Here is a 13352-nt window from a genome sequence, read left to right as displayed (position 1 = left end):
GTTGTGAGCACGAACAGTGAACCCTTGGGCCGCCCCCTCCGCGCCGGAGTCGTCGGCTTGGGCTGGGCCGGCCAGCAGCACATGGCCGCCTATGACGCCCTCCCCGGCGTCGAGCTCGTCGCCATCGCCGGAATGGAGGACGGCCCACGCGCCGACCTCGGTGAGCAGTACGGTATCGACCGGCTCCACCGCGACTGGAAGGACCTGGTCGCCGAGGGCGACCTCGACGTCGTCAGCGTGGCCGTCCCGACCTTCTTGCACGCACCGATCGCCGTGGGGGCGTTGGACGCGGGCATCCACGTTCTCAGCGAGAAGCCGATCGCTCGCACCGCGGCCGAAGCCCAGACGATGGTGGATGCCGCGCATCGGGCGGGGCGTGTGCTGGAGGTCGCCTTCAACCACCGCCGCCGCGGCGACATCGAGGCCCTCAAAGCAGCCGTCGAATCCGGCCAGATCGGGCGTCCGTACCATGCGCGGGCGATCTGGCTGCGCCGCGCGGGCATCCCCGCCTTGGGCAGCTGGTTCACCAACCGGGAGATGGCGGGCGGCGGCCCGCTGATCGACATCGGCGTGCACGTGCTCGACTACGCCCTCCACCTGTTCGGCGAGCCGCGCGTCGAGGCCGTGTCCGCGGTCACCCACGCTGAGCTGGGAGTCCGCGGTCGCGGCGGAGCAACCGCCTCCAAGCAGCACGTCGGCTCGGACTACGAAGTGGAAGACCTGGCGAGCCTGCTGCTGCGGCTCGAGGGCGGCGGCTCGATCGTCATCGAGACCAGCTGGGCGGCCTACCGACCGGCCGGTGACGAGTTCGGCATCACGCTGTACGGCACCGAGGGCGGCGCGGACCTGCGGGTCGTCGACTACGCGCCTTCCGGCGAATTGACCATCTTCACCGGCGACGGGGAGCAGAGCGAAGACATCACGGTCACCGCCGACCCCGGGCGGGGCCATCTCGCGGTGGTGGAGACCTTCCTGGAGCACGTCGCCGACCCGGCGAACTGGTCCAACTGGGACGGCTCCCTCGCCCTGGACCGCGCCCGCGTCATCGACGCCGCCTACGAATCCGCCCGCATCGGCGCGGAGGTCCGGCTCGGCTCCACCAACGATCCGGCATTCGGCACCGAGCAGGCCCCCACGAAAGGAGTATGACCATGACCCTGCGCGTCATCGTCTGGAACGAAGGCGTCCACGAGGCGACCCAGCCCGAGATCGCCGCGATCTACCCGCACGGCATCCACGGAGCGATCGCAGAGGGCCTGCGCGAGCTGCTCGGCGAAGAGGTCGCCGTGCGCACCGCGACCCTCGACGACCCGGAGCACGGCCTTAGCGAGCAGGCGCTCGCTGAGACGGATGTGCTGCTCTGGTGGGGCCACATCGCGCACGACCGCGTCTCGGACGAGGTCGTGGAACGCGTCCGCCAGCATGTCCTGGCCGGGATGGGACTCATCGTCCTGCACTCGGGCCACTTCTCGAAGATCTTCATCCGGATGCTGGGCACGACCTGCTCGCTTCGCTGGCGCAACCCGGAAGGCGGCGAGCGCGAGCTCGTCTGGAACGTCAACCCGACGCATCCCATCGCCGAAGGCGTCGAGCAGCCGATCGTGATCGAAGCGCAGGAGATGTACGGAGAGTTCTTCGACATCCCGACACCGGACGACCTGGTGTTCATCAGTTCGTTCACGGGCGGAGAGGTGTTCCGCTCGGGCGTCACGTTCACGCGCGGCCGGGGCAAGATCTTCTACTTCAGCCCGGGCGACCAGGAGTACCCCGTGTACTTCCACCCGCAGGTGCGGCGGGTGCTGGCGAACGGCGTCCGCTGGGCGGCGCCGGTTGCGGGTGTCCGCCAGGCGCCCGAGGTCTCCAACCCCCAGCCCGTCTGACCGACGGCGGCCTTCCGGCCGCCCCGACCCGAGGAGACTTCCTTGACCGACGCCCTCACGACGCTGCCCGCGCCGCGCCATCCCGACCCGTCCGACGCTCCGGCCCTGCGGTGGGGCGTGCTCGGTCCGGGCGGGATCGCCGCCGATTTCACGGACGCCCTGCACCGCCACACGGTTCAGCGGGTCGTCGCCGCGGGGTCCCGGTCGGCCGAGCGTGCCGCCGCCTTCGCCGCGGCACACGGTGTCGAGCGCTCCAACGGCTCCTACGAGGCCCTGGTCTCGGACCCGGAGGTAGACGTCGTCTACGTCGCGACCCCGCACAGCGAGCACCTCGAGCACGCACTGCTCGCCATCGCGGCGGGCAAGCATGTCCTCATCGAGAAGCCGATGGCGGTGACGGCCGAGCAGGCGCGCAAGATCGTCGCGGCCGCCCGCGAGGCGGGTGTGTTCGCGATGGAGGCCATGTGGACGCGCTACCTGCCGCAGACCGACATCATCCGGCAGCTGTTGGAGCAGGATGCGCTCGGCGATGTCCGCGTCGTCACGGCCGACTTCGGCGGCCGGGTGCCCTACGACCCGGAGAGCCGGCTCTGGAACCCCGCTCTCGCGGGGGGCGCGCTGCTCGACCTGGGCGTGTACGCGGTGTCCTGGGCCTCATTCGCGCTCGGCGCTCCGGCAGGGATCATCGCCGCCGGAACACTGGCGCCGAGCGGCGTGGACGAACAGGCCGCCCTGCTGCTGTCCTCCGCGGACGGCGCCCAAGCACTGTTGAGCACGAGCCTTCTGGCGGGCACCCCCTCCCTCGCCACCATCAACGGCAGCGCAGGCCGCGTCGAGACCGACAGTCCGTTCTGGGGGCCGAGCGGCCTCCGGGTCTTCCGGGCCGACGGGACCCTCGCAGCGCAGTGGCGCGACCCGTACGGGCGGCCCCATCGCGACGGGATGGCGTACGAGGCCGCCGCCGTCGCCCGCTATATCGGCGAGGGGCGCACAGACTCGCCGCTGCATCCCCTTGCCGAGGCGGTCGACACGCTGGTGACGATCGACGAGGCGCGCAGGCAACTCGGGGCGACGCGCGTGGAGTGACAGCGAGCGTCGGCCGGACGCGGCACAATGGAGAGGTGCTCGACTCCGCTGCGTACCGTACGGCCGACCTCTACCGGCCGGGCGTCCTCGCGGATCTGAGCCCGGCCCGTCCGGCCCCCGTACCGGTCGTCCCCGCGGTTCCTGGCCAGACCGGGCATCTCGCCCGTGTGGTGGCGAGCTCGTCCGACCGTGCCGGCTGGTTGCGTGCGCGCAGTCGCGGTATCACCGCCACCGATGTCGCGAAGCTCTCTACGCCCCGCTCGGTACGCGCCGCGGCCTACGACAAGCTGCACGGCACCGGGTTCAGCGGCAACGTCTTCACCCAGCACGGCCGCTCGCGCGAGCCGGAGATCGCCGCGTGGGTGGCAGCCACCCACGGCGTCGAGCCCTCCGATCTGCTCTTCCACGCCGAGCGGGATCGCCGCCACCTTGCGACACCCGACGGCCTCATCCTCCGGACGGACGGCCGGATCGAGCTGGCTGAGATCAAAACCACGAACAAGCCGTTCCGCAGCATCCCGCGCCACTACCTCCGACAGATCTGGTGGCAGCAGTACGTGCTCGGGGCCGAGCGCACACTGTTCGTCTGGGAGCAGCACGACGGCTTCGTCCCGATGCGCGACGAACCGGAGTGCCGCTGGGTCGACCGTGACGAGGCGGAGATCACCAAGCTGGTCGCCCTCGCGACCGACCTGATCGAGTTGCTGCGTCAGGCGACCTCGGTCGCCACGCCCGCGTCCGGAACCACGACAGCTGCCGCGACGACATCATCCGCAGCCCCCTCGGCGACCGGCATGCCGACCGGGATGCGGGTCAGCGCGACCGCGTAGACGGCGATCCAGCCGACGGCGACCGTCGTCCCGACGAGTTCCAGCCACGCGCCGACGCCCGATCCGACCCGGACGATGGCGAGGAGGCCGCCCACGATCGTGATCACCGCGACCGCTGCGCAACTCAGCCGCGACAGCCGCGACACACGCGGCAGTCCTCGGCTGAAGCCGACCTGCAGCATCGCGAAGCAGGCGGCCGCGAACCCGAGCACGGCGGAGACCGTGTGGATGAGGTCCTGCGGCGTCGACTTCGGGTCAACCAGCGGGACGGGGCAGAAGGCCGAGCAGGTCACCTGCGAGGCGAGGACGAAGCACACCGCCGCGAAGCCGAGCGTCACCGCCGGCGCCCAGCGGTCGAGCAGCCGGGCCGACGAGCGGATGTGACCGCTCGCGACCGCGATGGCGAAACCACCGGCCGCGATCAGCAGCAGCGCCACGGCGAACGGACCGGCGGTGGGAGCGCCATGCGCGCCCAACTCGCTCACGTAGACGGGATACGGCACGGTGAGCCGTGCCGCCCAGATCACGGCCAGGCCGCCCAGAACGCTGAATGTTCCCATTCCCAGCAGGATCGGCACCGCGCGCTGCCAGCCTCGCGCCAGCAGGGGCACGGCGAAGGGCTCGCGGACGGTCCGCAGCAGTCGTCGCACCTGTCGCTCCTCGGATCGTCCTCTGATGCTTCCGGCCCCTCGAGTGAGGTCGATCCGGGTCGCAGCATCCTAACCGGCATACCGCTGAGAACGGCCTGGGGGTATCGGAAACAGACTGTTCACATGTGGTGACCCGACCGTAACACCGGTGACTCACGGGCAGGATTGACTGGCGTGACCGACCGAGAACAGCCGCGCCGGCCATGAACCAGGACGGCCACCGACGAGGGGACGACCGATGCCGAAGACGATGCGAGCCGCGCTTCTGGACGCCGCGGGCGGACCGGAGGCTCTCCGCATCGGCGACACGCCCTATCCCGACCGGGTGAACGCTGAGTTCGTGGTCAAGGTCGTGGCCGCGAGCGTGAACCCGATCGACGCGAAGACGCGGGCCGGCCGTGGCGTCTTCGGTGCCATCCACTCCTTCCCCACGGTGCTCGGTCACGACTTCAGCGGCGTCGTGATGGAGTCGCCGTACAGCGCACATCCCCTGCGGCCCGGCGACGAGGTGTTCGGGATGGTGCCGGTGCCCCGATACGGCGGCAGCTACGCCGAGTACGTGTCCGTCCCGTCGCTCAGTGTCGTCCGCAAACCGGCCACCCTCTCGCACATCGAGGCGGCCGCCGCACCGCTGGCCGCGCTGACGGCGTGGGGCATGGTGGTCGAGGTCGCCAAAGCGCACGAGGGCCAGCGGATGCTCATCCACGCCGGCAGCGGAGGCGTCGGGCACTTCGCCGTGCAGTTCGCCTCGTACTTCGGCGCCCACGTCATCGCGACGGCCTCCGGCGAGAAGGCGTCCTGGCTGCGCTCCCTCGGTGCAGCGGAAGTCATCGACTACACGACGACCCGCTTCGAGGAGGTCGTGCACGGCGCCGACGTGGTCATCGACCTGATCGGCAACGTCCACGATGAGACGGGCACCCGCTCCCTCTCCGTGCTCCGCCCCGGCGGATTGCTGGTCAACGCTCCGACCGGCAGTTGGCCGACATTCGCGGATGACGTCGCGGCTGCAGGGCTGCGTGGAACGGACTACAAGGTGGCGCCCGACGGCAACACGCTGGCCGTCATCGCCCGCCTGCTCGAAGCGGGCAACGTGCGCGTGCACGTCGACCAGATCTTCCCGCTCGACCGCATCGCCGACGCTCACGCGGCGGTCGAGAGCGGCCACACCCGCGGGAAGGTCGTCGTCAAGGTCGCCGAGGGCTGAACCCGCTGCCCTCGAGACGGAGGAAGGGCGCATCTGGGCGCGATGTGCTCGAGCCGTAGGGCGTGGACTAGCCGAGCGGGCGCTCCATCACCCAGTCGTCCTCGTAGCGCTCACCGACCAGGAAGCGCTTCGCGCCGACGCGCTCGAAGCCGTGCTTGCCGTAGAACCGCTGAGCGCGGCCGTTCTCCTCGTTGACACCCAGCCACATCCCCCGGGCTCCGGCGTCCTGGGCGACCCGCAGGCTTTCGGCCATGAGCAGCCCTGCGACTCCCGCGCCCTGGTGGCCCGGCAGGACGTAGCACTTGCTCAGCTCGGCAGTCGGGCGGATGCGGAGGGAGCCGCGCACATCCTCGTCCGAAGGCTCTCCGAGGTTCACCATCGTGTAGCCGATGGCCGAACCGTCGTCATCCTCCGCCACCAGCAGACGGCGGGCGTCGTCGGCCAGGTAGTCCGCGAATCGCTCCTCCGACAGCACGGAGGCGATGAACGCGGCTTTCGCCTCGTCGGTGGTGTGCGGAGGGCAGGCGAGCGGGAAGGTCACGGCGGCGACAGCGGCCAGAGCGGCCTCGTCGCCGGTGGTCGCCTGGCGGATGGTGACGGTCACCGGTCCAGCCTAGAGGGACAGCGGACCGGCCGCCTCCCGCGTGGGAGACGACCGGTCCGGTGTGCGGTGCGGCTAGTGCCGGCCCTGCGCGACCCAGCTGAGCAGGTCGAAGGAGACGCCGCCGAGTCCGGTGACATCGTCGTAGCCCTTCGCCGTCTTCAGCGAGCTGTCCAGGTCGAGCGACACGAGGTAGCTGTTGCCACTCCGAGCGCTGGTGTAGGCGAGCGCCTGCTGGGTCGGCTGCGGGACCACATCCCGGAACGCGTTCGGCAGGATGCGCTTCACGCCGTACAGTGTGGGGTTCGCGAACCCGATGGTGGTCCGCGTCGCCTGCTGCACGATCGCGATCTGCGCGGCCACGATCGGCGAGGCCAGCGAGGTACCGCCGTAGGTCTCGTTGATGTAGTCGCCGGTCGCCAGGGTGGTGTCGTCCACGATCGGGCGGATGCCGATCAGGAACCCGGTGTACGGGTCGGCCAGCGCCGCGACGTCAGGCGAGACGCGCTTGCCCTGGGCGAGCGCCGCCGGAACGACTCCGCGCTGGTAGTCGGGCTGGGCGAATACGGCGCTGACGCCGCCACCCGCGCCGCCGCCGTACAGGTCACCCGGCAGAGGCGCCGTGTAGCTCAGCGTGCCGTCGGTGCCCTTCTGGACCTTGTCGAGGATGTCGCCCCAGCCGGTCTCCCACGCGATCTTGCCGTTCTTGTCGATCGCAGTGCTTGTGCCGCCCACCGAGGTCACCCACGGGGAGGAGGCCGGGAAGTCCGGCGACGCGTAGCCGAGGTTGATCGTCTCGTCACCGTTGTCACCGCTGGAGAAGTAGAGCCCGATTCCCTCACCCGCGGCCTGGAGCTGCAGGTTCACCTCGCCCTGGATCACGTCCGCCGGGACCGCCTCGCCCACGTTTCCGTAGCTGTTGCTGACGATGTTGGCGAGCTTGTTGTCGAGGATCTTCGACATCGCGATGTCGAGGCCGCCCGAGCAGTCGGTACCGCCGACGTACAGGATGCGCGCACCCGGTGCGATCGCGTGGACGGACTCGACGTCGAGCGTCTGCTCGCCCTGCCATCCGCTGGGCTGCTGGCAGAGGTCCTGGTCGGTGAACTGGCTGGGCTGCGGCACGAGCTGCTGGTAGCTGGAGTTCGTCAGACCCGGCTCGCCGTTCTGCTGCGAGTAGCTGTTGGCGTCCTTCAGAATGCTGGGGCTCGCGTACGCGTCGATGATTGCGACGGTCTGTCCGGTGCCGTTGACGCCCTGCTTGCCGAGGGTGTCGAGACCGTAGGCGCTACGCAGCTGCTGCGGGGTGTAGCCGCAGATGTTCGTGTTGAACTGCGTCTTGCCGTAGGCCGCCGGCATGGTCGCGGTGTGCTCGCCGATGTAGTGCGAGCACGGCGCATCGACGACCGGTGCGGCCGCGGCCTTGCGCTGCGCGAAGGGCGCCGCCGTGGTGCCCAGGTCACCCTGCTTGATCGAGTCGGGGCGCGTTGTGGTGCGCGACTGCTCCAGGCTGATCGCCGAGACCTTACCGGCGATGGCTGCCGGGACCGATGGCGCCGAGGCCGGGGCGATCAGCTCCTTGCCCTGGTGCTTGAACGAGTGCAGCGAGGTGCCGAAGACGGAGCCGAGCTGGTCGGGCGTCCCGCGGAAGACGACGTACTGGCGACTGTCGGGCACCCCCTGGATGGTGAGGCCGGCGGCCTTGATGAAGTTGACGATGGAGTCGAAGTCCGGCTTCGTCGGTGAGAACCGGTTGATCCACTGCTGCGGCGACAGCGCCTTGCGGTAGCCACGGTCCAGCGGGTTCGAGACGGCCTTGGCGAGCGCCTCTGCACCCTTCTGGTCGCGCAGGGGCAGGTAGATCTCGCCCTGCACCGTGGTGTCGGCGGGGGCCGCGCCCGTGTCGTTCGCGGCGGTGGCCCACGCGGGGACGGAGCCGGCGTAGGGCACCCGGTCGGCTGCGCCGGCCGCGGATGCTCCCGCCAATGACAAAGCCACCACGGCGGACGTGGTGGCGATGATCCCGAGCGCCCTCTTGTGAAGGGATCGGGGGGTGCGAAGTGCCATGAATGTCATCCTTCGTATCGGACCGGCTCTGCGGCGAGCCGCCGCGCGACGCGCGACAGGAGTGACCCTAAACCCGCGTGTTCTACCGCCACAAGAGGGGGTAGAAAGGCCTGTCGGGATCGTTGCTCCTGATGAAGGATCCTCACCGCGCAAAACATCCCGGCCCGGCCAGGAAAACGCCGACGGGGCCGGGGCCGGCGTGCGGCCCCGACCCCGTCGGGATGTTCGTGGAACGAACTCAGATGGCGTTGACGTCCAGCGGGATGCCCGGGCCGAACGTGGTCGACACGGCGCCCTTCTGGATGTAACGTCCCTTCGCGGCGGACGGCTTCAGACGCACGACCTCTTCGAGAGCGGTGGTGATGTTGTCGTTCAGCTGCTCGGCGGTGAAGCCGGCCTTGCCCACGACGAAGTGCACGTTGGCGTGCTTGTCGACGCGGAACTCGATCTTTCCGCCCTTGATGTCGGAGACGGCCTTGGCCACATCCGGGGTGACGGTGCCGGTCTTCGGGTTCGGCATGAGGCCGCGCGGGCCCAGCACCTTGCCGAGTCGTCCGACCTGGCCCATGAGCTCCGGGGTGGAGACGGCCGAGTCGAAGTCGGTGTAACCACCGGCGACCTTCTCGATGAGCTCGGCGCCGCCGACCTCATCCGCACCCGCGGCGATGGCCGCCTCGGCCGCAGGGCCGGTGGCGAACACGATGACGCGGGCGGTCTTGCCCGTGCCGTGAGGAAGGATGACGGTACCGCGGACCATCTGGTCCGCCTTACGGGGGTCGACACCCAGCTTCAGCGCGACCTCGACGGTCGAGTTGAACTTGGCGGAGCCGGTCTCCCGGGCGAGGGCGACAGCCTCCTCGGGGGTGTAGAACTTTCCGGCCTCGATCTTGTCGGCCGCGGCCCGGTAGGCCTTTGACTTCTGTGCCATGAGATTTCTCCTAACGAGAATGTGGTGCGAGCCTGGCCGGCTCTTCCACGAGATGTCTGGTGGAGTCGGGGCCTCAGGCCTCGACCGTGATGCCCATCGAACGGGCGGTGCCTGCGATGATCTTCGACGCCGCGTCGATGTCGTTGGCGTTGAGGTCGACCATCTTCTGCTCGGCGATGGCGCGCACCTGCTCCTGGGTCAGCTTGCCGACCTTGTTGGTGTGCGGGACGCCGGAGCCCTTGGGGACGCCTGCAGCCTTCTTGATCAGCTCGGCGGCCGGCGGGGTCTTCAGGACGAACGTGAACGAGCGGTCCTCGTAGACGGTGATCTCGACCGGGATGACGTTGCCGCGCTGCGACTCGGTGGCCGCGTTGTAGGCCTTGCAGAACTCCATGATGTTCACGCCGTGCTGACCCAGGGCCGGGCCGATGGGCGGGGCCGGGTTAGCGGCGCCGGCGTTGATCTGAAGCTTGATCAGACCGGTGACCTTCTTCTTCGGTGCCATGTCTCTTCCTTCTTTGTGTATTCGAGCGACTCAGGCCGCAGCCGTGTGCGCTCTCCCGGTTTCTCGGCCCTTCCGAGACCCGGTGAATTGAAAAACAGTGGGGAGGCTCTGGATGTTCCCTAGAGCTTGGTGACCTGGTCGAAGCTGAGCTCGACCGGCGTCTCGCGCTCGAACAGGGAGACGAGCACGGTGAGCTTGCCGCTCTCCGGCTTGATCTCGCTGATGGAGCCGGGCAGGCCCGCGAACGAGCCCTCCTTGATGGTGATCGTCTCGCCGATCTCGAAGTCGACCTCGGCGGGGATGACGCGCGCGGCGGTCTTCTGACCCTTCGCATTACCCTTGGCCGGCGCGGCCTCGATCTGGACGAGGCTCTTCAACATCGAGAAGGCCTCCTCGAAGCGCAGCGGCGTGGGGTTGTGGGCGTTGCCGACGAAGCCGGTGACGCCCGGCGTGTGGCGGACGACCGACCAGCTGTCCTCGTTGAGATCCATGCGCACGAGCACGTAGCCCGGGATGCGCACGCGGTTGACCATCTTGCGCTGGCCGTTCTTGATCTCGACGACGTCCTCCATGGGGACCTGGACCTCGTAGATGAAGTCCTCCATGTTCATCGACACCATGCGGTTCTCGATGTTGGACTTCACCCGACGCTCGAAGCCGGCGTACGAGTGGATGACGTACCACTTGCCCATCTTGGAGCGCAGTTCGGTACGGAACGCCTCGTAGGGGTCGGCGACGGACTCGTCTTCCTCGTCCTCGACGGCGAGCTGTGCGGCCTCGGCCTCGTCTTCGCTGTCGACCTCGAGGGCCTCGTCCACGGCACGGTCGGCCTCGGGGTCGACCGCTTCCGCCATGGCGTCCAGCACAGCGTCGAGGTCGATCTCGGTGCCGTCGTCGGAAACGACGTGCAGCGCTTCGTGCTCGGCGGAGTCGGACGCTTCGTCCTCGCTCGCGAGGACGTTGCCGGTCTGTGCTTCGTCGTCTTCGGAGGACTGCTCCGCAGCCGGAGCCCAGTCCACGTCGTCGCGATTCGTCTCAGACACTGAATTCATTCCATTTCTTGTCGGGAGGGCCGAATGTGTGCCGGGAAGTCCAGCACGGCCCGTTCGACGTCGTCTACTTCGGGTTTCCGAAGACCCAGACGACACCCATGCCGAACACCCAGTCAAGGAGTGACACGAGAGCCATCATGATGATCACGAATACGAGCACCACGCCGGTGTAGCTGAAGAGCTCCTTGCGGGTCGGCGTGACGACCTTCTTGAGTTCGCCGATGACCTGCCGGATGAACAGGGCGATCCGCGCGAAGGGGTTGCGCCGCGCGGCGCGATCCTTCTTCGCGTTGGCGACGATCTCCTCGCTCGGCTCGTCGATTACCTTTCGGGCCACCTCGTTACACCTTTCGTGGATCGGCATCGGAATGCCGACTTGCAGGGCGGACAGGAATCGAACCTGCAACCTGCGGTTTTGGAGACCGCTGCTCTGCCAATTGAGCTACCGCCCTAGGAAAGCGAATCGTCACCCTCTCCGCGTCCGGTCTCAAGGCTAGCCGATCGAACATCCGAACGTGCTGCGGATGCCCAAGCGGGGGCAGTCGCGCTGCCACCGCCAGCCTCGAAAAAAGGCGCAGAAAAGCTTGGCAGATTCAACCACCGCGTCAAGTGTACGGGACGCCGCCCGTCACCCGCAAAGCGGCCACTACAGGAGCTTGCGCTCCAGCGCCCACGCGGTCAGTTCGTGCCGCGACGACAGCTGCAGCTTGCGGAGCACAGCGGAGACATGGGTCTCGACGGTCTTGATCGAGATGAACAGCTCGGACGCCACCTCCTTGTAGGCGTAGCCGCGAGCGATGAGCCGCATGACCTCCCTCTCCCGCGCCGACAGGCGGTCCAGCTCGTCGGTCGACTCGGCCTGCTCGCCGGAGGCCGCTCCGAAGGCGTCCAGCACGAAACCGGCCAGCCGCGGCGAGAACACGGCGTCGCCGCCGGCCACCGCCAGCACCGCGTCGCTCACCTGCCGCCCGGAACTGCCCTTCGTGAGGTACCCGCGAGCGCCGGCGCGGATGACCCCGACCACGTCGTCGGCAGCGTCCGACACACTCAGTGCGAGGAAGCGCGTCGCCGACGCCTCTCCCGCTGTCCGGCGGATCACCTCCGCTCCCCCACCACCCGCGCCGCCGGGGAGGTGCACGTCGAGGAGCACCACCTCGGGACGCGTCTCGAGGATGACCGCGACCGCGGCATCCACATCGGCGGCCTCGCCCACCACATCCAGTCGCCCGTCGAGGTCTGCGCGCAGGCCGGACCGGAAGATGGAGTGGTCGTCGACCACCACGACCGTGACGGATCGAGGGGTGTTGATCTGTTCGCTCATGTCGTCTCGCTCGGGATGTCGATGGTCAGGTGGATCTCGGTACCGGTCTCGCGCGCAGTGACCGTTGCCTGGCCACCGGCGCGCCGCATGCGCCCGATGATCGATTCTCGGACCCCCAGCCGCCCTTCGGGAAGCGCGCCGACATCGAATCCGGGGCCGCGGTCGCGGACGAACACGTCCGCGCTCTCCGGCGTGCGCTCGATATAGACCGAGACCTCGCCTCCGGCGTGGCGTGCGGCGTTGAGCATCGCCTCGCGAGCGGCCGCTCCCAGTTCGGAGGGGGCGTTCCGCACCGGCTCCCCGACCGACACCACTTCGAAATGCACGGCGTGGTCCACTTCCAGCGCCACCGCGACCTCCCGGAGCTCGCCGGCCAGGTCGCGTTCCTCGCCGGGCGCGCCCACCGCGGCCTCGGCGAACAGCCAGTCGCGGAGCTCCCTCTCCTGCGCCCGCGCGATCCTCCCCACCTCGCTGGAGGCGCCGGCCCGGTTCTGAATGAGCGCGAGCGTCTGCAGCACCGAGTCGTGGAGATGAGCAGCCATCTCGGCTCGCTGCTCCTCCTTGATGCGGGCGGTGCGCTCGGAGATGAGCTCCCGCCACAGCCGCAGCCCCCACGGCGCCACCAGCACGGCCGCGCCGGCGAACGTGGTGATCAGGATGCCCAGCCACAGGATGCCCGGACCTCCCGCGTCCTGCGTCACGGCCAGCGCGAGGGCGACGACAACCAGGAACGCGCCGCACGCGACGCGGAAGACCGTCGGCGTGAGCGGGGCGAATGCTGCGGGTTCCTCATCGGCGAGCTGTTCCCACGCGACGGCCACCACGAGGAGGCCGGCGGTGGCGACGAGCGCAGCGAAGCCGGCACCGAGCGCACCCCCGGCGGCCAGCACGATCGCCGCGATCCCCGCGGCCGCGCCCGCTCCCGCCAGCACCCAGGGCACGTTGACCCGGCGACGGACGCCATCCGCGGGGTCGTACGACGACGGCGCGCGCAACGGTGTCAGCGCCCACAGCCAGAGGTAGAGCAGGATGCCGCCCCCGCCCAGGAAAGCGGCACCGACGAAGACCCAGCGCACCGCGGCGACAGGCCACCCCAGGTGATCGGCCAGCGCGACGGAGACCCCGCTGACGACGCAGGAGCGCGGACGGGCCAGCGCCGGGCGCTGCGGGCGGGTCTGCGGCCCGGCGGGCGCGGTGGAGGCCATGCCAGCATCCAAGCAGACCC

At 69.3% G+C, this 13352-nt stretch carries 13 protein-coding genes, 1 tRNA gene and 1 pseudogene; 5 read left to right on the top strand and 10 right to left on the bottom strand.

What is annotated here, in order from left to right; all coding sequences use genetic code 11:
* Positions 1-3: 3 nt before the first annotated feature.
* From AB4Y74_RS02240 to AB4Y74_RS02225, 4 genes are read left to right on the top strand one after another with little or no spacing between them, the layout of a single operon-like run.
* A complete protein-coding gene (locus AB4Y74_RS02240; protein WP_441797493.1) occupies positions 4-1149 on the top strand; it encodes a Gfo/Idh/MocA family protein in 1146 nt (381 codons plus the stop codon).
* The gene (locus tag AB4Y74_RS02235; protein ID WP_441797492.1) at positions 1146-1880 is read left to right on the top strand and encodes a ThuA domain-containing protein; all 735 of its coding nucleotides are present in this window, start codon (positions 1146-1148) and stop codon (positions 1878-1880) included. The genes AB4Y74_RS02240 and AB4Y74_RS02235 overlap by 4 nt, the downstream gene beginning before the upstream one ends.
* Before the next feature lie 42 nt (positions 1881-1922).
* Complete coding sequence (locus AB4Y74_RS02230) at positions 1923-2966, top strand: Gfo/Idh/MocA family protein (protein ID WP_441797491.1); 1044 nt, start codon at positions 1923-1925, stop codon at positions 2964-2966.
* Positions 2963-3796: a YqaJ viral recombinase family protein gene (locus AB4Y74_RS02225; RefSeq protein WP_441797490.1), complete on the top strand. Its 834-nt coding sequence runs from the start codon at positions 2963-2965 to the stop codon at positions 3794-3796. The genes AB4Y74_RS02230 and AB4Y74_RS02225 overlap by 4 nt, the downstream gene beginning before the upstream one ends.
* 50 nt (positions 3797-3846) lie before the next feature.
* Here the strand turns inward: AB4Y74_RS02225 and AB4Y74_RS02220 are convergent.
* A pseudogene (locus tag AB4Y74_RS02220) lies at positions 3847-4356 on the bottom strand (DUF998 domain-containing protein); the annotation flags it as partial.
* A gap of 328 nt (positions 4357-4684) precedes the next feature.
* Here AB4Y74_RS02220 and AB4Y74_RS02215 point away from each other — a divergent pair.
* Positions 4685-5653, top strand: a complete 969-nt coding sequence (locus tag AB4Y74_RS02215; RefSeq protein ID WP_441797489.1) for an NADP-dependent oxidoreductase — start codon at positions 4685-4687, stop codon at positions 5651-5653.
* Between the two features lie 67 nt (positions 5654-5720).
* Here the strand turns inward: AB4Y74_RS02215 and AB4Y74_RS02210 are convergent, their stop codons facing one another.
* From AB4Y74_RS02210 to AB4Y74_RS02170, 9 genes are all read right to left on the bottom strand, one after another.
* Positions 5721-6257: a GNAT family N-acetyltransferase gene (locus AB4Y74_RS02210; protein ID WP_441797488.1), complete on the bottom strand. Its 537-nt coding sequence runs from the start codon at positions 6255-6257 to the stop codon at positions 5721-5723.
* A gap of 72 nt (positions 6258-6329) precedes the next feature.
* On the bottom strand, positions 6330-8321 hold the full coding sequence (locus AB4Y74_RS02205) for a S53 family peptidase (RefSeq protein WP_441797487.1): 1992 nt from the start codon (positions 8319-8321) through the stop codon (positions 6330-6332).
* 238 nt (positions 8322-8559) lie between these two features.
* Positions 8560-9249 (bottom strand): 50S ribosomal protein L1, encoded by a 690-nt coding sequence (gene rplA / locus AB4Y74_RS02200; RefSeq protein WP_441797486.1) that lies wholly within the window; start codon positions 9247-9249, stop codon positions 8560-8562.
* 73 nt (positions 9250-9322) lie between these two features.
* On the bottom strand, positions 9323-9754 hold the full coding sequence (gene rplK / locus AB4Y74_RS02195) for a 50S ribosomal protein L11 (protein ID WP_441785252.1): 432 nt from the start codon (positions 9752-9754) through the stop codon (positions 9323-9325).
* A gap of 119 nt (positions 9755-9873) precedes the next feature.
* On the bottom strand, positions 9874-10797 hold the full coding sequence (gene nusG, locus AB4Y74_RS02190; protein ID WP_441797485.1) for a transcription termination/antitermination protein NusG: 924 nt from the start codon (positions 10795-10797) through the stop codon (positions 9874-9876).
* A 73-nt stretch (positions 10798-10870) separates the two neighbouring features.
* The gene (secE, locus tag AB4Y74_RS02185) at positions 10871-11143 is read right to left on the bottom strand and encodes a preprotein translocase subunit SecE (protein WP_441797484.1); all 273 of its coding nucleotides are present in this window, start codon (positions 11141-11143) and stop codon (positions 10871-10873) included.
* A 42-nt stretch (positions 11144-11185) separates the two neighbouring features.
* Positions 11186-11258, bottom strand: a tRNA-Trp gene (locus AB4Y74_RS02180).
* 194 nt (positions 11259-11452) lie between these two features.
* Positions 11453-12127 (bottom strand): LuxR C-terminal-related transcriptional regulator, encoded by a 675-nt coding sequence (locus AB4Y74_RS02175; protein ID WP_441797483.1) that lies wholly within the window; start codon positions 12125-12127, stop codon positions 11453-11455.
* Entirely contained in the window at positions 12124-13332 is a 1209-nt protein-coding gene (locus AB4Y74_RS02170; protein ID WP_441797482.1) for a PspC domain-containing protein, read from the bottom strand. The genes AB4Y74_RS02175 and AB4Y74_RS02170 overlap by 4 nt, the downstream gene beginning before the upstream one ends.
* Positions 13333-13352: the final 20 nt, after the last annotated feature.

This window comes from Leifsonia sp. RAF41, from assembly GCF_052114085.1.
Classification (GTDB): Bacteria; Actinomycetota; Actinomycetes; order Actinomycetales; family Microbacteriaceae; genus Leifsonia.
The sequence above is the reverse complement of the archived record's forward strand: the minus strand, read 5'-3'. Positions and strand labels throughout refer to the sequence as shown.

Coding starts and splice junctions, on each gene's coding strand:
- AB4Y74_RS02235 (WP_441797492.1), top strand. CDS start 1,146: ATGACCATGACCCTGCGCGTCATCGTCTGGAACGAAGGCGTCCACGAG.
- AB4Y74_RS02215 (WP_441797489.1), top strand. CDS start 4,685: ATGCCGAAGACGATGCGAGCCGCGCTTCTGGACGCCGCGGGCGGACCG.
- AB4Y74_RS02205 (WP_441797487.1), bottom strand. CDS start 8,321: ATGGCACTTCGCACCCCCCGATCCCTTCACAAGAGGGCGCTCGGGATC.
- rplA (WP_441797486.1), bottom strand. CDS start 9,249: ATGGCACAGAAGTCAAAGGCCTACCGGGCCGCGGCCGACAAGATCGAG.
- rplK (WP_441785252.1), bottom strand. CDS start 9,754: ATGGCACCGAAGAAGAAGGTCACCGGTCTGATCAAGCTTCAGATCAAC.
- AB4Y74_RS02175 (WP_441797483.1), bottom strand. CDS start 12,127: ATGAGCGAACAGATCAACACCCCTCGATCCGTCACGGTCGTGGTGGTC.
- AB4Y74_RS02170 (WP_441797482.1), bottom strand. CDS start 13,332: ATGGCCTCCACCGCGCCCGCCGGGCCGCAGACCCGCCCGCAGCGCCCG.